The sequence below is a fragment of the Rhodococcus opacus B4 genome (assembly GCF_000010805.1).
GTDB lineage: Bacteria > Actinomycetota > Actinomycetes > Mycobacteriales > Mycobacteriaceae > Rhodococcus_F > Rhodococcus_F opacus_C.
The window spans coordinates 3,058,621-3,082,193 of record NC_012522.1 but is presented as its reverse complement, the minus strand read 5'-3'; the positions used below and the strand labels follow the sequence as shown (position 1 = coordinate 3,082,193).

The 23,573-nt window shown below is 65.8% G+C and carries 19 protein-coding genes; 16 read left to right on the top strand and 3 right to left on the bottom strand.

The features are described from left to right. The first annotated feature begins 11 nt into the window (after positions 1 to 11). From ROP_RS14180 to ROP_RS14125, 12 genes are all read left to right on the top strand, one after another. Positions 12 to 854, top strand: a complete 843-nt coding sequence (locus tag ROP_RS14180; protein ID WP_012690062.1) for an acyl-CoA dehydrogenase family protein — start codon at positions 12 to 14, stop codon at positions 852 to 854. Further along, positions 851 to 1,666 carry an SDR family oxidoreductase gene (locus tag ROP_RS14175; RefSeq protein WP_012690061.1) on the top strand — a complete coding sequence of 272 codons (816 nt, stop codon included), beginning with the start codon at positions 851 to 853 and terminating at the stop codon, positions 1,664 to 1,666. The genes ROP_RS14180 and ROP_RS14175 overlap by 4 nt, the downstream gene beginning before the upstream one ends. A 3-nt stretch (positions 1,667 to 1,669) precedes the next feature. Further along, positions 1,670 to 2,830, top strand: coding sequence for an aromatic ring-hydroxylating oxygenase subunit alpha (locus ROP_RS14170; RefSeq protein ID WP_012690060.1), 1,161 nt, complete (start codon positions 1,670 to 1,672; stop codon positions 2,828 to 2,830). After that, complete coding sequence (locus ROP_RS14165) at positions 2,827 to 4,302, top strand: aldehyde dehydrogenase family protein (RefSeq protein ID WP_012690059.1); 1,476 nt, start codon at positions 2,827 to 2,829, stop codon at positions 4,300 to 4,302. The genes ROP_RS14170 and ROP_RS14165 overlap by 4 nt, the downstream gene beginning before the upstream one ends. Positions 4,303 to 4,467: 165 nt before the next feature. Continuing rightward, a complete protein-coding gene (locus tag ROP_RS14160) occupies positions 4,468 to 6,135 on the top strand; it encodes an ABC transporter substrate-binding protein (RefSeq protein WP_012690058.1) in 1,668 nt (555 codons plus the stop codon). Position 6,136: 1 nt separating this feature from the next. After that, on the top strand, positions 6,137 to 7,042 hold the full coding sequence (locus tag ROP_RS14155; protein ID WP_012690057.1) for an ABC transporter permease: 906 nt from the start codon (positions 6,137 to 6,139) through the stop codon (positions 7,040 to 7,042). Beyond that, positions 7,027 to 7,947, top strand: coding sequence for an ABC transporter permease (locus ROP_RS14150; protein ID WP_012690056.1), 921 nt, complete (start codon positions 7,027 to 7,029; stop codon positions 7,945 to 7,947). The genes ROP_RS14155 and ROP_RS14150 overlap by 16 nt, the downstream gene beginning before the upstream one ends. Beyond that, positions 7,944 to 9,026: an ABC transporter ATP-binding protein gene (locus tag ROP_RS14145; protein WP_012690055.1), complete on the top strand. Its 1,083-nt coding sequence runs from the start codon at positions 7,944 to 7,946 to the stop codon at positions 9,024 to 9,026. The genes ROP_RS14150 and ROP_RS14145 overlap by 4 nt, the downstream gene beginning before the upstream one ends. Next, entirely contained in the window at positions 9,023 to 9,829 is an 807-nt protein-coding gene (locus ROP_RS14140) for an ABC transporter ATP-binding protein (protein WP_012690054.1), read from the top strand. The genes ROP_RS14145 and ROP_RS14140 overlap by 4 nt, the downstream gene beginning before the upstream one ends. A gap of 7 nt (positions 9,830 to 9,836) precedes the next feature. Beyond that, the gene (locus tag ROP_RS14135; protein ID WP_012690053.1) at positions 9,837 to 11,768 is read left to right on the top strand and encodes a CocE/NonD family hydrolase; all 1,932 of its coding nucleotides are present in this window, start codon (positions 9,837 to 9,839) and stop codon (positions 11,766 to 11,768) included. Between the two features lie 58 nt (positions 11,769 to 11,826). Next, positions 11,827 to 13,356 (top strand): L-piperidine-6-carboxylate dehydrogenase, encoded by a 1,530-nt coding sequence (locus ROP_RS14130; RefSeq protein WP_012690052.1) that lies wholly within the window; start codon positions 11,827 to 11,829, stop codon positions 13,354 to 13,356. A gap of 37 nt (positions 13,357 to 13,393) precedes the next feature. Beyond that, a complete protein-coding gene (locus ROP_RS14125) occupies positions 13,394 to 14,581 on the top strand; it encodes an NAD(P)/FAD-dependent oxidoreductase (protein ID WP_012690051.1) in 1,188 nt (395 codons plus the stop codon). 67 nt (positions 14,582 to 14,648) lie between these two features. Here the strand turns inward: ROP_RS14125 and solA are convergent, their stop codons facing one another. From solA to ROP_RS14110, 3 genes are all read right to left on the bottom strand, one after another. Further along, positions 14,649 to 15,785 (bottom strand): N-methyl-L-tryptophan oxidase, encoded by a 1,137-nt coding sequence (solA, locus tag ROP_RS14120; protein WP_012690050.1) that lies wholly within the window; start codon positions 15,783 to 15,785, stop codon positions 14,649 to 14,651. Positions 15,786 to 16,000: 215 nt separating this feature from the next. After that, on the bottom strand, positions 16,001 to 17,395 hold the full coding sequence (locus ROP_RS14115) for a 2-oxoadipate dioxygenase/decarboxylase (protein ID WP_043824746.1): 1,395 nt from the start codon (positions 17,393 to 17,395) through the stop codon (positions 16,001 to 16,003). Positions 17,396 to 17,423: 28 nt separating this feature from the next. Further along, entirely contained in the window at positions 17,424 to 18,575 is a 1,152-nt protein-coding gene (locus tag ROP_RS14110; RefSeq protein WP_012690048.1) for a Glu/Leu/Phe/Val family dehydrogenase, read from the bottom strand. A gap of 100 nt (positions 18,576 to 18,675) precedes the next feature. Here ROP_RS14110 and ROP_RS14105 point away from each other — a divergent pair, with 100 nt between their 5' ends. The 4 genes from ROP_RS14105 (at position 18,676) to ROP_RS14090 (ending at position 23,563) form a co-directional block, all read left to right on the top strand. Further along, positions 18,676 to 19,599, top strand: a complete 924-nt coding sequence (locus ROP_RS14105) for a LysR family transcriptional regulator (protein ID WP_012690047.1) — start codon at positions 18,676 to 18,678, stop codon at positions 19,597 to 19,599. A 324-nt stretch (positions 19,600 to 19,923) separates the two neighbouring features. After that, positions 19,924 to 22,134 (top strand): thiamine pyrophosphate-dependent enzyme, encoded by a 2,211-nt coding sequence (locus ROP_RS14100; RefSeq protein ID WP_012690046.1) that lies wholly within the window; start codon positions 19,924 to 19,926, stop codon positions 22,132 to 22,134. A gap of 125 nt (positions 22,135 to 22,259) precedes the next feature. Beyond that, positions 22,260 to 22,793 carry a gluconokinase gene (locus tag ROP_RS14095; protein ID WP_012690045.1) on the top strand — a complete coding sequence of 178 codons (534 nt, stop codon included), beginning with the start codon at positions 22,260 to 22,262 and terminating at the stop codon, positions 22,791 to 22,793. Beyond that, positions 22,790 to 23,563: an SDR family oxidoreductase gene (locus ROP_RS14090; RefSeq protein ID WP_012690044.1), complete on the top strand. Its 774-nt coding sequence runs from the start codon at positions 22,790 to 22,792 to the stop codon at positions 23,561 to 23,563. The genes ROP_RS14095 and ROP_RS14090 overlap by 4 nt, the downstream gene beginning before the upstream one ends. Positions 23,564 to 23,573: the final 10 nt, after the last annotated feature.

Here is a 23,573-nt window from a genome sequence, read left to right as displayed (position 1 = left end):
AAAACGTAACGATGACGAAAGACGATGTTCGAGAGTTCGCGTCGTCGGTGAAGAATATTTGCAGTTCTTTCCCGACATCGGGATCCTGGGCGCCCGATCGTCCCTCGGACGATCGCGATGCCGCGGCGCGCGAGAACCTCTCGCGCGCAGGCTGGTTCGATCTCGCATCGGAACAGCAGGGAAGCGAGTTCCTCGGCGCCGGCGCAGTCGAACTCGGGCGGGCACTGGTCTCCGTCGACTGTATCGATGCGCTTCTCGGTCACGGCGTGGCCGTGGCATCGGGTGAGACCGGGGATGTCACCTTGGCGAGGTACTCACAGCCGGGTGACACCGTGTGGCTCTGTGGGCGCGGCGCGGCGCAGCTCGTCGAGGTGGTGGAAGCCACTCCCGTCAACTACATCGACGCACAGGGCGTCTCGATCGTGTCGACCACTCCGGTCACGCCGCAGGCCGTCCCGTCCGCGAGTGTGGACGCCTGGTACGCCGCGATGACGGGCTACACCGCTGGTCTGGCTGCGGGCGCGCTCGAGCTGGCACTGAACCATGCCGAGAACCGCATCGCCTTCGGAAAGCCGCTGTCCGCCCTGGATTCGGTCGCGAAAAAGCTCGCGGATGCGGCGACCGCGACGGAGGGGCTCCAGATGGCGGCAGAGGACCTGCCGAGTGAGTTCGTCGTGCGCCGTGCGGTCGGCACGGCAGCCGGTGTCGCTAAGGACTGCCATCAGATCCTCGGCGCACTGGGATTCACCCTCGAATTTCCCCTGCAGCGATACTCGCGGCGAATCAAGGCGCTGCGTTCCTGGACACCCCAGATCGTGGTGGCGCTGGAAGCAGCACGCGAGGGTGACCGATGACCCGGCACGATCCGCGCACCGTCGTCATCACCGGCGGAGCGAGTGGTATCGGATTCGGTATCGCTCGGCGGATGGTCGACGACGGTCACCACGTCGTCCTCGTCTCTCGTGACATCGACAAACTCCGTAGCGCTGCCGATCGGCTCGCGGACGCGCCGGGCACCTGTGCGGTCCACGCCGTCGATGTGCGGGATCACGACGGCGTCGCCGCTCTGTTCGAGTCGCTCCCCAGCGTGGATGCGCTGGTCAACAACGCGGCAGGCAACTTCACCGCGCCGACCGTGGATCTGTCGTTCGGTGGTTTCCGAGCAGTCGTCGAGATCTCCCTCTACGGCACGTTCAATGCTTCGCAAGCGTTCGCGAAGCGTCTGATCCGGGAGTCGCGGCCGGGGGTAATTCTCAACATCGTCGCGAGTTACGCGTGGACCGGAGCACCGCTGGTGGCCCACTCCGCCGCAGCGAAGGCCGGGATGATCGCCTTCACGAAGTCCGTGGCACGCGAGTGGGGGCCGAACGACATCCGCGTGAATGCACTCGCACCCGGCTTCGTCCCGACCGACAACGCGGTGGCCGGCATTCTCTCGACACCCGGGGCGAAGGAGCGAATGCTGGAACTGATCCCGATGGGCCGGTTCGGCACGCCGGAGGACATCGGCGACGTCGCGGCATTCCTGCTGGGTGACGAATCGCGTTACGTCACCGGGGCGGTTTTCGCGGCCGACGGTGGCCGATCGGTCGGAGTCTCCATGCACGACGGCGGGGACAGCTCCGCCGACACAGACCAAGCGGTACAAACCGCGGGAAGGGGTTGAATCATGACCGATACGGTTGCACCGGAGAGCTTCTCCGTGAGTACGGACGAGACGGCGCGAGTTGCAGAACACCTGGTGGAAGGGAAGACACTTCCCCTCGAGTGGTACACCTCTCCCGAGGTCGCCGAGGCGGAGAAGAAGGCGATCTTCGCTTCCAGCTGGCACTACGTCGGTCGCGCCGCAGATGTCGAAGAGACCGGGATGTTCGTCACCGCCGACATAGGTGACGTCCCCATCGTCATCGTTCGCGATCGGGACGGATCGCTGAATGCGTTCCACAACGTGTGCCGGCACCGCGCGGCCAAGGTCGTACTGGACGAGAAGGGCCAGCGCCGGACCCTGCAGTGTCACTACCACGCCTGGACGTACGGTCTGGACGGAAGTCTGAAGGGTGCACCGCGTTCGGCATCCGAGGAGTGCTTCCCACAACAGCAGTTGGGACTGCGCAAGGCGTCCGCGCAGACGTGGGGGCCCTTCCTGTTCGCGCATCTCGACGACTCCCCGGCCGATCTGTTCGACCAATTGGGTGAGGTGCCGGACCTGATCGCGGCTGCCGGGATCGACGTCGACGACCTGAGGTTTCACTTCCGGTCGGAGTACGACATCGCCTGCAACTGGAAGGTCGCGATGGAGAACTACCTGGAGTGCTATCACTGCCCGACCGCGCACCCCGGATTCAGCGACGTGCTGGACACCCAGATGGACGCCTATCAGCTCGAACTGGAGCACACCTTCGCGTGGCAGAACGGACCGCTGCGTCCGCTGCCCGTGAACGCGGTCCCTCGCACCGAGGGGTACACGGGACGAGACGGCGCGGTTCCGGAAGGTCGATACTTCGCCATCTTCCCCAACCTGAAGATCAACATCAATCCGGGTTTGCCGAACCTGTCGATCGGTCCGATGGTGCCGACGGGTCCCGACGACTGCCACGGGATCCTCGACTACTTCTTCAGCGCGGATGTCACCCAGCAGTGGATCGACGACATGCTGGTATTCGACGATCAGGTCGGCGTCGAGGATCGTGTGCTGGTGGAGTCGGTACAGCAAGGTATCCGTTCGGGGTCGCTGACCGAAGGGCGGATCATGCTCCAGTCCGAGGCGCTCATCGGCGGGTTCCAGAAGTGGGTGCTCGAGAAGTACTCGGAAGGGATCCGAGGCGCGTGACCTTCGAACTCGCGCCCGGTTCGGCCGCGGTTCGGTACGACTGCCTGTCCATCGGCGGACAATGGCGTCCGCCGGTGGACCCGGCGGTCGCCGAGGTGGTGAACCCGGCAACCGCCCGGGTCTGCGGCGAGGTCGCCATCGGCGGCGCAGCTGATGTCGATCTCGCCGTCGACGCCGCCCGAACTGCGGGGCTCCGATGGTCGCGCACGTCACCTCAGTTCAGAGCCCAGCTCCTCGAGGCGGTTGCGGAGCGCATTCGACTGCGACGTAACGAATTCGCCGAAGCGATCAGCCTGGAGATGGGCGCGCCGGCAGACAACGCACGCGACACGCAGACCGATCTCGCGATCGCCGTTTTCGAGTCCTACGCGACACTCGTGAACGAATTCGAGTGGGAGGAGACGCTGGGGAACTCGCTGATCGTCCACGAGCCGATCGGCGTCGTGGCGGCGATCACCCCCTGGAACTATCCGCTCTACCTCGCGTCGGTCAAGATCGCCGCGGCCCTCGCGAGCGGGTGCACGGTGGTCTTCAAACCGAGCATCGACGCACCGCTCGACGGGTACCTGCTGGTCGCCACGATCGAGGAAGTCGCACGGGAATGTGGTGCACCGGCCGGTCTGGTGAATCTCGTCCCCGGTCACGGGTCCGTGGTGGGCGCGGCGCTTGTCGCGCATCCGGACGTTGCCGCGGTCTCGCTCACCGGGTCCACGAACGCCGGCCGGCAGGTGTCGATCGCCGCCGCACACTCGATCAAACGAGTCGGGCTCGAACTCGGCGGCAAGTCCGCGGCGATCATCGTCGACGATGTCACGGACCTTGCCGGGGTGCTGTCCGGTGCCCTGGCCGATGTGTTCTTCAACTCGGGGCAGACGTGTACGTCGTGTGCCCGCATTCTCGTCCCTGCCGCCAGCTACGACGAAGCAGTGGAGTTGTCGGCCGAGATCGCGTCCCGTTGGACGATCGGCGATCCACGACTGGCAGGCAATCACATCGGGCCCGTCGCGACGCGTGCGCAATACGAATCCGTGATCGGTCATCTCGAATCCGGCCTCGCCGAGGGCGCACGTCTCGTGGTCGGCGGGGTATGCCCGCCGGACCGGATTCCGGCCGGGATGGAGAACGGATTCTGGATACTTCCGTCGGTCTTCTCCGAAATCGATCCAGAAATGACAATTGCAAAAGAAGAGATCTTCGGGCCGGTTGCCCTGCTGATTTCCTATGAAGACGACGACGACGCCGTGCGGATCGCCAACAGTTCGATATACGGGTTGAGCGGTGCGGTGTGGTCCGCTGACGACGATCGCGCACTGGCACTCGCACGCCGTCTCGAGACGGGTCGCGTAGTCGTCAACGGTGGACCGTTCAACGTGCTCGCGCCGACCGGCGGGTACAAGCAATCGGGTAACGGTCGAGAACTCGGAATGCACGGTCTCCGTGAATTTCTCGAGGTCAAAAACATTCAGCGCTGACTCCGGATTTCAGACGAAATTCTCGGTGTCGATTCCCTGTGAAGCCTTGTGGCGCCGGTCACTTCAGCGCTACTATGAATAACGAAAGCGGCTTTCATAGATTGAAAGTTTGCAGGCCGGGGTGGTGAGAACCTACCGACTCGAGGCCCTAGAAGGAGCGGATCCGTGAGTTTCGATGCAGTCAGTCGCCGAAAATTTCTCGCGCTCGGCGGCGTGGGCGCAGTAGCGCTCGCACTGGCGTCCTGTGGACGCACTACAGCCCCCGGCGCTCAGATGGTCGGACCCCCGTCCGGCATCCCGGGGGCACCGCCGGGCCCCGGCGATGTCGTGCACGGCCGCAGCGGTGGAAGTGTCGTCACCGCGTGGACCGCGGAGGGCAACTCCTACGACGCGCAACTCGGCTACGACCTGCACTCGTGGGAGGCCGTGACAAGCCTGCTCTATCTCCCGCTGTTCCGGTTCGAGGGACAGGCGGGAGGGCCCGCGCCCGCAGCGGCAGCCGCGCTCCCGGAGATTTCCGAAGACGGTACTCGGTACGTCATTCGACTGCGTCCCGACGTCAAGTTCCACAACGGACGTCCCGTCGTCGCCGACGACTACGTGTACGCCTGGCGGCGACTCCTCGATCCGGCGACAGAGTCTTGGGCGTCAGGCTATTTCGGCTCGATCGTGGGAAGTGAGGACTACCTCGCCGGCATCTCGACCGCGCTTCCCGGCGTCTATGCGCAGGATGATCTCACCCTGATCGTGGAGCTGTCGGCGCCGGACGTGACGTTCACGAGTTTGATGGCCCAGCCCTACGCGGCGGCCCTGCCGCGGGAGGAGGTCGAACGCCTCGGTGAGGAATTCGGCCGGACGCCCGTGGGCAACGGACCCTTCATGATCACGTCCTACGACACCAAGAACCGGCGGTCGGTGTTCGTCCGCAGCCCCTACTATCCGTGGCCCGGACTGCCGTTTCTGGACGAGGTCGTCTATCGATGGGGCATCGATCCCTCGATGCAGTTCCTGCAACTTCAGAACGGCGATGTCGACATCCTCGGCGAGGGGCTCACGCCGACCATCGCCGAGCGGGTGCAGGGTAATCCGGAACTGCGAGAGACGTACACGAAGTTCATCCCCGTTCTGGGGGCGGGCTGGGCGGCTCTCAACGTCGCGACCGACAAGCTCGCGGATCCGCGTGTCCGGCAGGCGCTCAATTGGGCCACCGACAAAGACCAGTTGGCCAAATACTCGCGCGGACTGCAGAAATCCTGGGGAGCGATAATTCCCGAGGACGAACCAGATTACCAACGAATTGTTCCGCCGTACTCGTACGATCCCACGCGTGCGAAGGCGCTCATGAAAGACGCCGGTGTCGATTCCCTCGAACTCGAATTCTTCTGCAATGACGACGACTATTGGAAATCCGCCAGCCTCGTATTGCAGCAGCAATGGGCAGAGATCAATGTAGACCTCAACATCACGTCGCTCAGTAACGCCGCATTCTGGACGGCTTTGGACAACGGCGAGGCGGATGTTTTCGGCAGGCAGTTCTACCAGGTTCAGCCGACGGGACTGGATATTCTCGCAAGCAATTTTGTGACAGGGGCGTCGTCGAATTTCCAGGGATATTCCAACCCCCGAGTCGACGACCTGGCGGGCCGTTCACTGGCGAGCCTGACCCGCGAAGAGAGCAACGCGCATCTTGCCCGCGCCGAAGCGATCGTGGCCGAGGACGCGCCGGGTGTGTTCATCGGCAGTCTGCAGTTCTACGCGATGCGGTCGCCGCGGGTCCAGAACTACCAAATGCGGGCCGAGACCGGCACCTACTACGACCGAATCTGGGTGTGATGTGAGTACCATTGTTGCGGCAGCCGTCCGGGACGAACACGTCGAAGTGCCGGCCGAACCGACCAAGACGGTTCGGCGAAGCAAGTTGCTCTACATCGGCCTTTCACTCCTCGGCCTTCTCATTCTCTTCGCAGTGGTCTCGCCGCTGTTCGGGTCTCCCTACGTACTCCACCGAGACGGCCTGACGGATCTGGGAAGCCCCCTGGGCATCCTGTCACCCGGCCACCTCGCGGGCACGGACTCGCTCGGCAGGGACCTGCTCGCCCGGAGCGCCTCGGGACTGCGGGCAACCCTCGTGATCGCCATCGCGGCCAACGTCACGTCGATGCTCGTCGGCACGGTGGTGGGCCTGATCGCAGGCTCGTTCGGACCTGTTGTGCAACAGGGACTCATGCGAATCGTCGACGTGTTCCTCTCGATTCCCATCGTGCTGTCCGGACTGGCACTGGCCAGCATCGTCGGCCGCGGAATGTGGGGCATCGTCGTCGTGGTGACGGCCCTCTACTGGGCGTGGACCGCGAGGCTCGTCTACGGCGAGGTACTGCGTTTGCGCGGTAGAGGATTCGTCGAAGCCGCCGCGGTCCACGGCGTCGGCAAGCTGACGATCCTGCGCCGGCACATCCTCCCGCACATCTCCACCGTTCTCCTCAACATCGCGGCACTCAACGGCGCGGCTGTCGTGGTGATCGGCGCCGGACTGTCCTACCTCGGCGCCGGCATCCAGCCGCCGCAGCCGGAACTGGGCAATCTTCTGGCCAGTGGGTCCACCGCGATCGACTACGCGCCACATCTGCTGCTGGTACCGCTTGTCCTGACCATCACCACGGTTCTGTCGTTCGTGCTCATCGCCGAGGGCATCAACCGTCGCAACTCTCTCTCGGAGCGGCAATCATGGCTCGATATCTGATCACACGGGTGCTCTATGGTGTGCTGACCATAGCGCTGGTGATTCTCCTGACCTTCATGATCCAGTACATGCTTCCCGGCGATCCCGCCCGCACGATTGCCGGGCCACGGGCAAGCGAGGAGGTACTCGCGGCTGTCCGGGAACGGCTGCATCTCAACGATCCACTAGTCGTGCAGCTCTGGCAGTACTATTCGTCGGTGTTCACCGGAGATCTGGGCGAATCCTACACACGACACCGCCCGGTACTCGACCTGATCCTGGAGAGACTGCCGGCCACCGCACTACTCGCGGTCACGGCACTGGCCGTGGAGATGATTCTCGGTGCGTCCCTCGGGCTCTGGGAGGCGCTGCGCCCCACCCGGAGCTGGGCCCTCGCGGCCACCAATGTCGCCCTGCTGTCGATTCCGCCGTTCGCGCTGGGATTCCTGCTTCTGCTCGCTTTCGGCTACCTCGTACCGATCTTCCCCGTGGACGGCGGCACCGGCTTCTCCCACCTGGTACTTCCGGCGCTCACCCTCGGGGTGCTCGGCGCCCCCTACTACGCGAACGTCGTCCGAGACGGCATGAAGGATGCGCTCGCCTCGTCGTTCACGCGAACGGCTGTCGCCAAGGGACTGTCGCGGCGCTACATCGTGTCCCGGCACGTCATCCGCAACGCACTGCCGCCGTCGATCACGATGCTCGGGATGGACGTCGCGATCATGTTCTCCGGAGTCGTCTTCGTCGAGGCCATCTTCGGCTGGCCGGGAATCGGCGCCCTGCAGACCGAGGCATTCGCCGACGTCGACCGCCCGGTGCTGACCGGCACGGTGATCGTGGCCGCCGTCCTCGTCGTTCTCGGAAATCTGGCTGCCGACGTCATCCGAGCATTTATCGATCCCCGAGCGAAAGTGGGCGCACTGTGAATGCAGCGTCGAGCGCTCCGAGCGCAACCGCGGGCGGCCCCGCCACGGCCGCAACGCGTGTCATCGGCAGTGATGTCGTCGTCAGCGATCTGTCGATCTCCTACGGCAGCTACTGTGCGGTCCGCGACGTCGGTTTCGAGATCAAAGCGGGCACCACGATGGCCCTCGTCGGCGAGTCGGGCTCCGGTAAGTCGACGATTGCGCTCGCCGCGAGCAGACTCCTGCCGCGCGGGACGACGATCGATTCCGGCTCGATCTGCGTGAACGGCAAGGACGTCGTGCGGATGCAGGGGAACGAACTGCGCGAGATGCGCGGCGACACGGTGGCCTATCTCGCCCAGGACGCGCTGGCGGCTCTCAATCCCGTGGTTCGCATCGGGCGGCAGGTGAGCGAGATCTACAGCGTTCGCGGTGGTGACAGGAAGGCCGTCGCGGAAGCGAAGGCGATCGCTGCCCTGGCCCAGGTGAACATCAACGATCCGGAGAGAGTGGTGCGGATGTATCCGCACCAACTGTCCGGGGGTATGCGCCAGCGGGTCATGATCGCCATGGCGCTGGCATTCGAGCCCGCACTGCTGATCGCCGACGAACCGACCACGGCGCTCGATGTCACGGTACAGGCCGAGATCCTCCAACTGATCGTCGATCTCCAGGCGCGAAATGGTCTGACGTGCCTCTGGATCACCCACGACATGTCGGTGGTCGCCGAGATGGCGGACTCGGTCACCGTGCTCTACGGCGGCCGGATGCTCGAATCGAGCGACGTGTACTCGATGTTCGACACTCCGCGGCAGCCCTACACGCGCAAACTGCTCGACTGTTTCGCCAGTGGGCGTTCCGCGAAGCCGAAAGAAGCGTTCAGCGCGATTCCCGGAAGCCCCTCCGCGCATTCGACCACGACCGGCTGCCCGTTCGCACCACGGTGCGACCGAGCAGACGGCGTCTGCGTCTCGGAGACGCCGCGGTCGGTGGAACTCGCCCCGGACCACTGGGTGGCCTGTCACCACCCACTCGACATCGGTACCGACGACGACGTCAAGACGCCGGCACTCGCCGCTAGCAGAGGTGGACAATCGTGAGTAACGTCGATACGCCCCTGGTCGAAGTCCGTTCGGTGTCCAAGAGTTTCGGCTCGGCCAAGGTGCTCGACGGGGTGTCCTTGCTAGTCGAGCGTGGCAAGACCACCAGCCTGGTCGGCGAATCCGGTTCGGGAAAATCCACCTTGGCGCGGATCGTCACCGGCCTGGAGACGTTCGATTCGGGAGAGCTGCTGTTCAGTGGCGCACCCCGGCCACGCCGGGGGAAGGCGGCACGCGAGTTCCGGCGCACCGTGGGGGTCGTCCTCCAGGACCCGTACGACTCGATCGATCCGAGATTCACGGTCGGTGAGGTCGTCGCAGAGCCGCTGCGCGCTCAGAAGCGTTACCGCGCAGGCGGAAAAGAACGGGTCCGCGAACTACTCGACCAATGCGGAATGTCGGAGGTCGGAACGGATGCTCACGTTCATCGGCTGTCCGGCGGACAGCGACAGCGAATCTGCATCGCCCGTGCGCTGGCGACAGATCCCGACTTCATCGTGTGCGACGAACCGACGTCGGCCCTCGATGTGTCCGTACAGGCCCAGATCCTGAATCTGCTTCTGCGGTTGCAGCGCGAACGGGGGCTCGCCTACCTCTTCATCACGCACGACATCGACGTGGTCCGGCGGATCAGCGACCGTGTCGCGGTGATGCACCGAGGCAGGATCGTCGAGAGCGGATCCGCGCACGACGTCACGCAGAATCCGCAAGACGCCTACACCCAGCGACTACTTTCCGCGGTCCTGGGTTCCTCACCGCACACACGGAAACTCTCGTATCCGTACTCGTCACACACCTCCTAGGACGGACATGTTCGAATTCACCGCAATCGATTCCTCGCTCGCGATGAGCGACGGGGTCCCGCTTGCGTTCACGTTGTATCTACCGGTCATCGACGGGCCGGTTCCGGTACTGCTCGAGGCGTTGCCCTACCGTAAGGACGATCTGCTCGAACGGGTGCACTACGAGCGATTCTGCACGGAGTTCGGATTCGCCGTCTGCCGGGTGGATGTGCGCGGTACCGGTTCGTCCGGCGGACTGGCCACCGACGAGTACCCGCTCAGCGAACTCGACGACATGGCGTCCCTGATCGAGTGGCTCGCCGGACAGGAGTGGTCGAACGGATCCGTCGGTATGTTCGGCTGGTCGTACAGTGGGTTCAATTCCCTGCAAGTGGCGGCCGCACGTCCGGCAGCGCTGAAGGCGATCGTGCCGATCTACTCCTCCGACGACCGCTTCAACGACGACGTGCACTACATGGGTGGCGCGATGCGTGCCCTCGACCTCGTCGACTACCCGTCGTTCATGATCGCGATGAACGCGATGCCACCGGTCCCGTCCCTGTGGGACGGCGACTGGCGCGAGGAGTGGCGCCACCGCATCGAGTCCAACGAGCCGTGGGTCTTCACGTGGCGAAGCGAGCAGCGCAGGCAGCCGTACTGGCAGGACGGATCGGTTCGACCCGACTACGCCCGCGTCACGTGCCCCACGATGATCGTGGCCGGATGGGCGGACGGGTACCGCAACAATACGTTTCGCACGGTAGAGGCCCTGGAGAATGCGGGGACCCCGTGGAAGCTGCTGATCGGCCCGTGGAGTCACATGGGCGCGGAGCTGTCCCTCCCCGGTCCCTGGATCGATCTGACCGCAGAGATGGCCAGGTGGTTCGATCGTTGGCTTCGTGACGAGCAGAACGGGATCGACGCCGAACCCCAGGTCACGATCTTTCACCGGCGCTCGTCTGCGCCGGAACCGGATCTTCGTGAGCTCAACGGGACGTGGCGGGATCACATCGGACTACCGCTCGCGGACACGAAGACACTCGACTTCGACCTCGGCACCGGTTGCGTCACCCATGCGGTGATCGGTGACGTCGGAACCGCTGCGTGGAACAGCTGCGCGGGATCGCTTCCCTGGGGCCAGCCGACGGACCAGAGGTACGACAATGCCGCGTCGATGACGTGGGATTGGCCCGCGGACGACCTTCATCTCTACGGTCACCCACGACTGCAGCTGCGAGTGCGCGCCGACCAGCCGGTCGCGTTCGTCTCCGCCAAGCTGTGTGACGTGACCCCGGACGGCACGTCGTCACTGATCACGCGCGGTGTGCTGAACCTCACCCACCGCGGCGGGTACGACAGCGACCCCGTGGCGCTGGAGCCCGGCGAGTGGGTCGATGTCGAGATCGAACTCGAAGCCACCGCATGGAGTCTCGACGAAGGCAGGCAACTCCGTCTCGCCGTCACCGGAAACGACTGGCCGAACGTGACGGCGCCGCCGCGGCCCGTGACTCTCGAGATCGACCGCGAGGCGTCGAACCTGCTGTTGTCGGTGATGGAGTCGATCGACGACCTTCCCGAGTCGACCCTGCCCCATGTGCATCCCGAGTCGTTGCAGACCGGCGACGGCGTGACCTGGAGAGTGGAGCGTGACGTGCTGGCGCGCACGACCACCTGCCGCACGGCACACGGTTCGCGGTGGACGAGCACCAAGGGCTTCGCCTGCAGCGAGGAGTACAGCGGAGAGGTCACGCTCGATCTCCGCACGTTCGATCAGCGCATCGAGGCGTTCGCCCGGTTCGAGGTCGACTATCCCGAGGGCCGGACGGCGACACAGTCGACGATGACCGTGACGACGTCGCCCACCCATTTCGACCTCGACGTTACGGTGGAGGCCTTCGACGACGGAGAACCGTTCGCGCAGAAGCATTGGCACCACACCGTTCGCCGGGACCTCGCGTGATCCCAGCCGACAACTCTCGACCGTCCCGATCGATTATCCCTTCCCGTTGGAGTGTTTGATGTCTTCTTTTCCTGTTTCCGGTGAGCTCGCTGTTCGCGCTGCCGAGGTCCTGGCGCGGCTCGGGGCCGACGCCCCGTCCAGTCCCGATGGTCCTGTGGTGTCGCGGAGTCCGATCACCGGTGAGGTGATCGGCCGGCTGGAGGCCAGTACCGCACGCGAGGTCGACGACGCGATCTCCTCGGCGGCGCGCACGTTCACCGACTGGCGGCTGGTGCCGGCACCGCGACGCGGGGCGGTCGTCGCCCGCCTCGGACAGCTGCTGACCGAACACAAGGACGACCTCGCATACCTGGTGACCGTCGAGGCCGGCAAGGTCACCTCCGAGGCGCTCGGTGAAGTGCAGGAAATGATCGACATCTGCCAATTCGCGGTCGGACTCTCGCGCCAGTTGTACGGCAAGACGATGGCCTCCGAACGGCCGGGACACCGACTGTCGGAGACCTGGCACCCGCTCGGGGTGGTCGGGGTGATCTCGGCATTCAACTTCCCCGTCGCGGTGTGGTCGTGGAACACCGCGATCGCCCTCGTCGCCGGCGACACCGTCGTGTGGAAGCCCTCGGAGATCACCCCGCTCACCGCGCTCGCCTGCGACGCACTGCTGCGCCGGGCCGCCGCCGACGTCGGCGCCCCCGCCGGCATCCATCACCTGATCCAGGGCCCGCGCGAGGTCGGGGAACGACTCGTCGACGATCCCCGCGTCGCCCTGCTCAGCGCCACCGGATCGGTGCGGATGGGCCGCGAGATCGGCCCCCGCGTCGCCGCCCGTTTCGGGCGGAGCCTGCTCGAACTCGGCGGCAACAACGGGGCCGTCATCACCGAACACGCCGACCTCGACCTCGCGGTCCGCGGCATCGTGTTCTCCGCCGCCGGCACCGCCGGGCAGCGGTGCACCAGCCTTCGCCGGCTCATCGTGCACTCCTCCGTCGCCGACGAACTCGTCGACCGCATCGGCAAAGCCTACGAGCAGCTTCCCATCGGCAGCCCCCTCGACGAGACCACCCTCGTCGGACCCCTCGTCCACCGGGCGGCGTTCACCGCCTTCGAAGACGCCCTCGCGAAAGCGAAAGCCGACGGCGGCGAGATCGTCACCGGCGGTGGAACCCGCTTCGCCGACCAGCTCGACGACGCCTACTACGTCGAACCGGCCCTCGTCCGGATGCCCGCGCAAACCTCGGTCGTGCACGAGGAAACGTTCGCCCCCATCCTCTACGTCCTGACCTACGACGACTTCGACGACGCGATCGCGTTGCACAACGAAGTACCCCAGGGACTGTCGTCGGCGATCTTCACCACCAACCAACGCGAAGCGGAACGGTTCCTGTCCGCCGACGGCTCCGACTGCGGCATCGCCAACGTCAACCTCGGCACCTCCGGCGCCGAGATCGGCGGAGCATTCGGCGGCGAGAAGGAAACCGGCGGCGGACGCGAATCCGGCTCCGACGCCTGGAAGACCTACATGAGACGTTCCACCAACACCGTCAACTACTCCACCGAACTCCCACTCGCCCAAGGCGTCAACTTCCTCTGACACCGGAACGTACCGAGCTGAACGATAGGGAATTGCGATGACGAATCTTCGATCCGACACCCAGTGGGACTCGGTGAGCGCCTGGGACGACGACCCGGTGGTCGCGTCGTGGAACGGTCTTCCGGTGTTGGAACAGAATGTCACGGCCGACGTGTGTGTCGTCGGCCTCGGGGGGTCGGGTCTCGCGGCGATCGGCGCCCTGGTCGAACGTGGGCTGCAGGTTGTCGGCGTCGACGCCGGGCGGGTCGCGGCCGGCGCGGCGGGGCGCAACGGCGGCTTCCTCCTGGGCGGCCCGGCGACGTTCCTCCACTCGTCCCTCACGACCTGGGGGCGGTCGTCGGTCGATCTCTATCGCGCAACTCTTCTCGAGTTGGACCGGCTTGCCGAGATGCTGGGTCCGGAGGTCATCGCACGGACGGGCTCCATTCGCCTCGCGGGATTGCCCGGCGAACCTGCCGACGACGCCGAGGCCAACGACCGGGTGGCGGAACTCGTGGATTGCACAGCACTGGCAAAGGTGCTGCGTGACAACGACATCGCTGTCGAAGAATACGACGACGAGCTCGGGCGCGGCCTGTTTCTGCCCGACGACGCGGCCATGAACCCCTCTCGCCGAGCTCTGGGGCTGGCGTCACTCCTTCGGGGCCGGGCCGGCCTGTACGAGTACTCGGCAGTCACCTCCGTGAAGAGTGGAAGGGTGACAACGGAACACGGTTCGGTCAGTGCACCTGTCGTCATTGTCGCGGTGGACGGCAAACTCGAACAGGTCCTCCCGGACTTGCAGGGGCGGGTCCGGACGGCACGCCTGCAGATGCTCGGGACGGCGCCGGGGCTGCCCGAGCGCCTGCCGTGTCCTGTGTACGGACGCTGGGGATACGACTACGCCCAGCAAGCGAAGGATGGGCGCCTGTTCGTCGGGGGCGGGCGAGACCGTTTCGTCGACACCGAGTGGACATTCGACACTTCACCAACTCCGGACGTCCAGGGCTACATCGAACGAGTAGCGGAACGTATGGCGGGCAAGCCCGTCGACGTCGTTCGGAGATGGGGTGCGTCCGTGAGTTACACCACCGACGGCCGTCCCCTCTGCTCCGAGGTTCTTCCCGGCGTCATCGCCATCGGTGCGTACAACGGGACGGGAAACCTGGTGGGTCCCGTCGCTGCGCGTGCGGCTGTGGCACTGGCACTGGATTCGACGGCACCCCCGGAGTACTTCTCCGCCTAACCGGCGAGGGGGAGGGCCGACGACCCTCCCCCTCGATTCGGAACCGCGCGAACACCGTACCGGTGTGTCACTCCGCGAATCGGTTGACGTCGAACAACTCCAAGGGGAACTCAGGGGTCGATCCGCGACTGAGATCGGCGGCGATCTCCCCGATCACCGGTGCAAATTTGAAACCGTGACCAGAGCACGCGGAAACGACCGTCACGTTCCTGTATGCGGGTGGATTTCCGATGACGAAATGCCCGTCGGGTGTGTTCGTGTACATACACACCGCGGCCCGCACGGGGCGCGAACCCAATCCAGGCAGGTAGCGACGAACGAGGTCCCGCAACGGAGCGGTGTCCTCGTCGTGGACCACACGATCCAACTCGTCAGGGTCGGTCTCGCGCCCGCCGAGATGGAGCGCGATCTTGACCGTCTCGCCGTCCATGCTGGGGAAGCCGTACCACCTCCCTTCCGGACTGTCCCTCAGAAATACCGGGAACCGGTCCGGCCCGAACTGCGTCGGATCGCCGGCCGGGAACCATGCGAGGATCTTGCGCTCCACGGTCAAGGGGAACTGGGCGGCAGGGAGAAGGCCCGGAATCCAGGCGCCGGCCGCGACCACGACGTGGTCGGCTCGAATGACCTCGTCGTCGAGCCGCACGAGCACCGTGTCACCGGGACCGTCCTCGATGCCCTGGACGCGGCTCCCGGTACGCACCGAGGCCCCCAGTTCGGACGCACGGCGCGCGGCCCCGGTGATCGCCAATTCCGGCCTTATCACGCCGGCGTCTTTCTCCCACAGGGCCGTATCTCCCTCCCGTAAACGCTGAGCAGGAAACCGGGTACCGAACTCGGCCGGGTCGAGAATCTCCTGGGTGAGGGCATGCACCTTGGCTGCTTCGAGGGAGCCACCCACGATCACGCCGGTCGAGGGGCCGATGCTGAGGCCCCCGGTCATCGTCAGAACGGGTTCGCCGATCTGCTCACCGAGTTCCCTCCACCCACGGAGTGCGGCTCGGAGCATAGGGACATACGCGGGATCTTCATGATATGCAGTCCGGAAGATGCGCGACTCGCCGTGCCCGGAGCCACGATCGTGCCCGGGAGTGAACTGCTCGAGACCCACGACAGGAACACCGCGCTCCGACAGCCTCCACATGATTGCGGAGCCCATGGTGCCGGTACCTATCACGGCGACACCGGTCCTCGTCGTGCTCATCGGGCACGCACCAGCGGGTATTCGCCGGCGGGGGAATTGGTCATGATCACAAGCCCTCTCGAATGTGCAGTGCGTCTGTCCCGGCAGGTAGTGGTGCCGTCGAGCGCATCCACTACCTGCCGACCAGATATGTTGCCATCCCGTGACTCCGCACCTGTGACGCCGAACGGCATGTGTTCGAACATTCGGTCAGACGTGAAGGAGTCGCCTCGCCACTAGCGGGAGTTGACACCCTGTTCAATTCCGAGCTGCGTCAGACTTTCTCGCAGCGAGGCGTCCTGCTGCGCGCGATACAGCGCCTCGGGGGTGTGCACTTCCCGTCCGAGAGCGCCTGCGAACCAGCCGATGGTGTAGTCGGCGCCGGTGTTCGTGCTGTCTTTCGTGCCGTTGCCGGACAGGTTCGACTGGAAGATCCCGGCCGCGCTGCGCGGAAGGAAGTCCTCGTACACGATCGGAGTGGCCACCAGCGTTCCCGACCGAACCAGTGCGGCCGGATCGCGATCCGCCACCCCGGAGGGGGAGTGCACGTCGCCCACGCGGTACGTGAAATACGCGAGCGCCTCCTCCTCGAGACCTGTTTCCGTGGTGGGGAAGTCGGAGGCGTCCCACACCGACCGGCCGGCGTCCTGCCACGACGAACCGTTGCGTGCGGCGGCATCCGTCTCCGCCATGAGCGCGTCGTACCGTTCCCGGCCGCGGGGAGTGAGCGCGATTCCGCGGGACTCGACCTCACCGAAGCGCACCCGCAGCGTGCCGTCGACGACCTCCCCGTTCGATTCACGGAACTTGCGGGGCTCCGCGAGGGCCCGGAACGAGGTTTGCCGGAGCAGAACGTCGGGGCCGGTCCATCTCGGCGGGCCCTGGATCTGGTCGATCATTTTCAGGCCCCGTCGCTGCATCCGGGTGTAGAGCTCGTCGATGTCCAGGACGCGCGGGGTCAGGTGATTGATGTGGGTTCGGGTGACTCCGCCGATGTCGGCGGCGACGGCCGAGACCTGCTCCAGTTCGGCGTACCACGCACGATCGGTCGGCTCGGACGACAACTCGAATGCGGAGGTCGCCAAGTGGACGAACGTATCGGCCTCGGCGGAGGGAAGACCGCGTTCGGCGATGGCACGCTCGGCCAGCGTGAGTAATTCCTCGCCGAACAGTGTGCGTCGGCCGAGGAACGTCTCGAGCCGGCTCTGCAGGTCTTCGGAGAAGAAGCGGCGATCGTCGACCGCGAGCATCGACGTGAACACCCGAAACGGGTTGCGTGCGAGCTCGTCGGCGTCGATCGGCCGGAAGGCCGTCGACACGACCGGAACTGCGCTCCGCGCTGCGTCGCGCAGGTCGTAGAACCCGACGGGGTGCATACCGAAACCGGCGAAGATCGTGCCGACCGCACGGAGTTCCCGGGGAGTGCCCACGCGGATCGCGCCGTGTCTCTCGGCCGTCACCCGGCCGATGTCGCCGAGCCGCTCCGCGTCGTCGCGGCCGGCGACGACGGCAGTGTTGATGTCTTCGCACACGTCGACGAGTGTGGCGTAGGCCGGTACCTCACGGCCGTACATCGAGGACAGAGCAGCCGCGAATCGCGCCCTCAGCTGCCAGGTGGGGATTACGGTCATACTTCTCATGCTCCGATCGGTGTCCCTGTTATGCGTTCGCGCGGATCTGGCCTCGCGCCACCATTGCGGCACGCACCCGCGACTGGGCGATGCGACGAGCGGCGTCGTGTGGCAGGGCGCCGTGCGCCGCGACCTCGTCGAGGACTTCGCTGGTGTTGGCCCGGAGGCGCTGGGAGACGAGGTCGAGTACGGCCTTCCCCTCCGGGCGGAACGGGGAGTAGCGGGCCTCCATGGCGACACCGGCCGCCACGATTCCTCCGGCGTTGGCGACGAAGTCCGGAACGACCAGTACGTCGTTGCGCGCAAACACCTTCAGTGCCTGCGGGCTGGCAGGCAGGTTGGCGCCTTCGACGACCAGCGTGGCCTTGACCTCGCGGGCCGACTGTTCGTCGATGACGTCCTGCAACGCGGCAGGGACCAGGACGTCGCAGTCGACGAAGATCTCACGCCCTGCGGGCAGGACGGTCGCGCCCGGGTAGTGCTCGACCAGGTGATCACCGAAATCAGCTTTCAGCTTCAGCAGCAGAGCGACGTCGAATCCATTCGGGTCGTGAAGGGCGCCCACCGACGTCGACACGGCCACGATCGTGGATCCGAACGCGGCGAAGCGTTCGGCCGCGGCGGAACCTACCGCGCCGAAGCCTTGGACGGAGATCCGTGCGTTCCCGAGGTCGACGCCCCGGCGTTCCGCGGCGACCTGAGCGGACTCGGCGACACCGAAGCCGGTCACACCGAGCTGATCGTAGGGAACGCCGCCGAGTTCGTGCGGGCTGCCGACCGCCGCGCCGCGGTCGCCGAGTTCGTCCTGAAAAATGGCCGCGTCGTTCTCGGTGAGTCCCATGTCGAGCCCGAGGACGTACTCGCGTGGTACTTCGTTGGAAAGCTTGCGGGCAAAGGCCCGGAGGATCTCTTCCTTGTTCGCTGCGTGCGGATCGCCGGCGATTCCCGCCTTCGCACCGCCGTGGAACATGTCGACGCCTGCCCATTTCCACGTCATCACCCGTGCGAGGCGTGCGATCTCGCCGACGGTGACGGTAGGGCTCATCCGCGTTCCGCCCTTACCGATTCCCCGGGCCGTGTTGTCGATGACGAGCACGCCCTTCATGCCCGAGCGGCGGTCGGAAACGACCACCACCTTCTCGGGGCCCCAGTCGTCGATCTGCGAGAGTAGGTCGGTCATGATCGGTGTGCTCCTGTGCTGCGTAGTGTTTGACCGTCGACCGGTTCCGGCCGACGGCGATATCGTGGACGTCTGTTCTCGACTCGAAGGATGACGCGACATGCTCAACCCAGTTCATCTGCGGACACTCGAAGTGGTGACCGAGACCGGATCGTTCGCGGCGGCGGCTCGCGAGCTCGGATACACGGCCTCGGCGGTGTCGCAGCAAATGGAGGCGCTCGAAAGAGTATCCGGTATGCGCCTTTTCGATCGTGAGGCACGTGGCGTCAAGATCACCGAGATGGCGAGAATGCTGACCGAGCGTGCTCGGGGAGTTCTGGCCGAGCTGTACGAACTCGACGCCGACGTGCGGGGGATCGCCACCGGGCGTACCGGTCGTCTCCGCGTCGGATGCTTCCCGACCGCGGGTGCACGCATTCTGCCGTCGGCGTTGTCGAACTTGCGTGAGACTCATCCGGCAGTGGAGGTGTCCCTTCGGATCGGGGAGCCGAAGGATACCGTGCCCATGATCGAATCCGGCGAACTCGACATCGCGTTCACCTACGAGTACGCGGCGCTGCAGCAGCGACGGTCCGATGTGGTAGTCGAAAAGCCGTTGATCGTAGAGGATCTGGTATTCCTGAGCCCCTCCGACGAGGGGATTCGTGAGGCGACGGACATCGAGCGTGCCAGCACGTTGCAGTGGATCTCGAGCGGCGCCGGGACTGCCGGTGAGCTGACGATGTACCGCATCTGTGCGGATATGGGATTCGTCCCCGAGCTGAATCTCAGAACCGAATACTACGATCTCGTCACGGAATTCGTCGGTGCCGGACTCGGAGTGGCAATCGTCCCCGCACTGGGAATCCTCGATCACCCGACTGTGTCCATCGTGCCGCTGCACTCTCCCTGGGCGCGTCGCACGGTCGCGTTGGTTCACCGTCGCAACCCCAGCAACCCGCTGATACCGGTGGTCGTCGACTCCTTCGTGGAAACGGTGACCACGCACGATTGGGGTCGGTACGTCACCGTGGCGGCGCTCTGACCGTCTCGAATTATCCACCGTGATCCCTTCCCGTAACTTGCGCGTGGTCACCGATGCATCAACCATGCACGACCGGGCGGGCGACTGACAGCGCTGGAGCGACCGACCTGGTGACCCTCAGGGCAAGTTCTGCTTAATGATGTAAAAGAGCAGGTCCGGGGATTGCCTGCCGCCTTCGGGGCCGGCCTGGGCACCCGCGGCCGCAGTATTCTTCGTGGTAACGGTCACGGCCCGGCGCGAGGAACAGTCGACCTTACGGTGAGGCATCGAGACTCTGATCCTGTGACTCTTGCCCGCTGATCGGCGCCACAGGATGATCTAGGAATGGCCGAACAGATCGACGATTACTTCACCTCTGTCGTGTCGGGGCTGGTCCCCGGGGAGAGCCGCCCCGGGGTCGGTCCGGAGGATCCGATCCAGCCGCCGTCCCCGTTGTCGGTGCAGGGCGCGCTGGACCTCTTCGACGCCCAGGTCGGCAGCAGGCATCTCGATCTGGCGGCCCGCTGGCTGCGGTCGCGAGGTCAGGGTTTCTACACGATCGGCTCTTCCGGGCACGAGAGCAATGCCGCCGTCGCGGCCGCGCTGCGACCCACCGATCCCGCTCTGCTGCACTACCGTTCCGGTGGTTTCTTCCTGGCGCGGGCGCAGCAGGTGGATGGCAGTGATCCACTGCGCGACATCCTCCTCGGGCTCGTGGCCGCGACGGAGGAACCGATATCGGGTGGCAGGCACAAGGTGTTCGGCCGGCACGACCTCAACATCATTCCCCAAACCTCCACCATCGCTTCGCATCTCCCACGCGCTGTCGGTGTCGCGTTCTCCATCGCCCGGGCCGCCAAGCTGCGCGTACCGTCGCCGTGGCCGGCCGACGCGGTCGCGGTGTGCAGTTTCGGGGATGCGTCGGCGAACCACTCGACGGCGGTCGGTGCGATCAACACCGCCGTCCAGTCGGCGTTCCAAGGGTTGCCGCTCCCGCTACTGCTGGTCTGCGAGGACAACGGGATCGGCATCAGCACGAAGACACCGCCGGGGTGGATCGCCGCGAATTTCGGGAACCGGGCGGGGCTCGCGTACTTCGAGGCGGACGGTTTCGACCTGCCGGCCACGTACGCCACGGCGACGCGTGCCGCCGACTGGGTCCGCAGGAACCGCAAGCCCGCGTTCCTGCACCTGCGCACCGTCCGGTTGATGGGTCATGCCGGATCCGATCTGGAGTCCGCGTACCGGACGTCCGCCGAGATCACCGACGACTTCGACCGCGACCCGGTGCTGTGTACCGCAAGACTTCTGATCGACCACGGCCACCTGAGCCCCACCGACGTCCTCGCGCGCTACGAGGACAAGCGCACCGAGGTCCTCCAACTCGCCCGGGAAGTTGCCGAGCTACCTCAACTGAACAGCCCCGCCGCGGTGATGAGGCCACTCACCGACAGTGCCGACCAGGCCGCCGCGGCCGTGCCGGAGCGTGTCGATCCGGTCCGGCGCGTGGAGTTTCTCGGATCCCCGCTGCCGGAGGAGGAAGGCCGGCTGACCCTCGCCCTGTCGATCAACCGTGCCCTGCTCGACGTGCTCGCCCGCTACCCCGAGGCGCTGGTGTTCGGTGAGGACGTGGCCCGCAAGGGCGGGGTCTACGGGGTGACCCGCGGCCTGATGAAGAAGGCCGGGTCGGCGCGCGTCTTCGACACCCTCCTCGACGAGCAGGCGATCCTCGGGCTCGCGCTGGGTGCGGGGGTCTCCGGCCTGTTGCCCATCCCGGAAATCCAGTACCTCGCGTATCTCCACAATGCGGCCGACCAGATCCGCGGGGAGGGCGCGACGTTGCAGTTTTTCTCCGACCGTCAGTACCGCAACCCGATGGTGGTGCGGATCGCCGGTTACGGGTATCAGAAGGGATTCGGCGGGCATTTCCACAACGACAACGCCGTCGCCGCACTGCGCGACATCCCCGGCGTGGTGGTGGCGTCGCCGTCCCGGCCCGACGACGCCGCGGCGATGATGCATACCTGTGCGGCGGCTGCCCGGACCGCCGGCACGGTGTGCGTATTCCTGGAACCTATTGCGCTGTACCACACCCGGGATCTGTACGAGGACGGAGACGGGCTGTGGTTGACCGCGTATCCGGATCCCGACATCCACGTGCCGATCGGCTCGGCCCGCACGTACGGTGAGGGCACCGACCTGACCATCGTCACGTTCGGTAACGGGGTGCGCATGAGCCTGCGCGTCGCACGCCGGCTCGAACAGGCGCACATCGCTGCGCGCGTAGTGGATATTCGCTGGCTCGCACCGCTGCCTGTGCACGACATCGTCCGGGAAGCGAACGCCACCGGCCGGGTCCTCGTCGTCGACGAGACCCGCCAGTCGGGGGGTGTGTCCGAAGGTGTGGTTGCCGCGTTGGTCGACGACGGTTTCACCGGGGCGCTCGCACGCGTGACGAGCGACGACAGCTTCATCCCCCTCGGCGACGCCGCACTCGAGGTCCTGCTCTCCGAGGAGACCATCGAGGCCGCGGCGGTCAAACTCGTGAGCCGGTAACACCGGCATCCCTCGCGCTTCGCTATGACGGCAACGTCAACCCGTATCCCCTCCGCCATTGCCAAGCCGTCGTTCCGTCGGGCATGTTCGAACTGCATCTCCCCACCGGCGGACAGGAACTTTTCATGAGTGGCGATCAGCTACCCCACATCGTGGTGATGGGGGTGACCGGCTGCGGGAAGACGACAGTCGCGCAGAAACTTTCCGCACTGACCGGGCACCTCTTCCTCGACGCCGACGATCTGCACCCGCCATCGAACGTCGCGAAAATGGCCGCCGGCATCCCACTGACCGACGACGACCGGGCGCCGTGGCTGGGACTCGTCCGGAACCGGCTGCAGGAGTTGTCCGGACAGGGACGGCGCGGTGTGGTGGCGTGTTCGGCGCTGCGGCGCGGCTATCGGATGATCCTCCGCGACCTCTCCGAGCCGGTGCTGTTCGTGCACCTCACGGGCGACCCGCAAGTGATCCGCGACCGGATGCACGCACGGAGCGGGCACTTCATGCCGCCTGCGCTGCTCGATTCCCAGTTCGCGCTCCTCGAGCCGCTCGACGCCGACGAGTTCGGTATCGCCCTGGATGTCGCTCCGGCGCCGGACCTGATCGCCCGGTCCGCTGTCGAATACCTGCACGAAGAACGAAAGGTCGTCACACAGTGAGTTCGCATCGGAGCTTCGACGTCGAGGGCAAGATTGCGCTCGTCACCGGGTCGAGCCGGGGAATCGGATTCGCACTCGCCAACGGACTCGCCGAGGCGGGCGCGGAGGTCGTGCTCAACGGACGCGACGCGGCAGCCCTGGCGCGCAGCCGCGACGAGATCGTCCGCGCCACCGGTGCGACAGTCCACACCTGCGCCTTCGACGTCACCGCTCCCGAGGAGGTCGCCGCGGCCGCGCAGCGGGTCGAGGACGAGATAGGTCCCGTCGAGATCGTCGTGAACAACACCGGCGTCCAGCACCGCAGCCCCCTGCTCGAGTTCGGCGACGACGACTTCCGGCGCGTTCTCGACACCAACCTGAGCAGCGCCTTCTTCGTCGGCCGCGAGTTCGCGCGGGCGATGGTCGAACGCGGGCACGGCAAGATCGTCAACATCTGCTCCGTGCAGAGTGAACTCGGCCGGGCGGGCATCGCCCCGTACGCCGCCAGCAAGGGCGGGCTGAAGATGCTCACCCGCGGAATGTGCGCCGACTGGGCACCATTGGGACTGCAGGCCAACGCCATCGCACCCGGCTACTTCGACACCCAGCTCACGGAAGCGCTCGTGAACGACGCCGAGTTCAGTGCGTGGCTCACGAAACGCACTCCGGCCGGACGGTGGGGCAGCACGGACGAACTCGTGGGTGCACTGCTCTTCCTCTCCTCGCCGGCGTCGGACTTCGTGAACGGCCAGATCCTGTATGTCGACGGCGGACTGACCGCCGTAGTCTGATCCTCACCCG

Coding starts and splice junctions, on each gene's coding strand:
- ROP_RS14125 (WP_012690051.1), top strand. CDS start 13,394: ATGACGAATCTTCGATCCGACACCCAGTGGGACTCGGTGAGCGCCTGG.
- ROP_RS14175 (WP_012690061.1), top strand. CDS start 851: ATGACCCGGCACGATCCGCGCACCGTCGTCATCACCGGCGGAGCGAGT.
- ROP_RS14150 (WP_012690056.1), top strand. CDS start 7,027: ATGGCTCGATATCTGATCACACGGGTGCTCTATGGTGTGCTGACCATA.
- ROP_RS14170 (WP_012690060.1), top strand. CDS start 1,670: ATGACCGATACGGTTGCACCGGAGAGCTTCTCCGTGAGTACGGACGAG.
- ROP_RS14105 (WP_012690047.1), top strand. CDS start 18,676: ATGCTCAACCCAGTTCATCTGCGGACACTCGAAGTGGTGACCGAGACC.
- solA (WP_012690050.1), bottom strand. CDS start 15,785: ATGAGCACGACGAGGACCGGTGTCGCCGTGATAGGTACCGGCACCATG.
- ROP_RS14135 (WP_012690053.1), top strand. CDS start 9,837: ATGTTCGAATTCACCGCAATCGATTCCTCGCTCGCGATGAGCGACGGG.
- ROP_RS14095 (WP_012690045.1), top strand. CDS start 22,260: ATGAGTGGCGATCAGCTACCCCACATCGTGGTGATGGGGGTGACCGGC.
- ROP_RS14130 (WP_012690052.1), top strand. CDS start 11,827: ATGTCTTCTTTTCCTGTTTCCGGTGAGCTCGCTGTTCGCGCTGCCGAG.
- ROP_RS14115 (WP_043824746.1), bottom strand. CDS start 17,395: ATGACCGTAATCCCCACCTGGCAGCTGAGGGCGCGATTCGCGGCTGCT.
- ROP_RS14180 (WP_012690062.1), top strand. CDS start 12: ATGACGAAAGACGATGTTCGAGAGTTCGCGTCGTCGGTGAAGAATATT.
- ROP_RS14110 (WP_012690048.1), bottom strand. CDS start 18,575: ATGACCGACCTACTCTCGCAGATCGACGACTGGGGCCCCGAGAAGGTG.
- ROP_RS14100 (WP_012690046.1), top strand. CDS start 19,924: ATGGCCGAACAGATCGACGATTACTTCACCTCTGTCGTGTCGGGGCTG.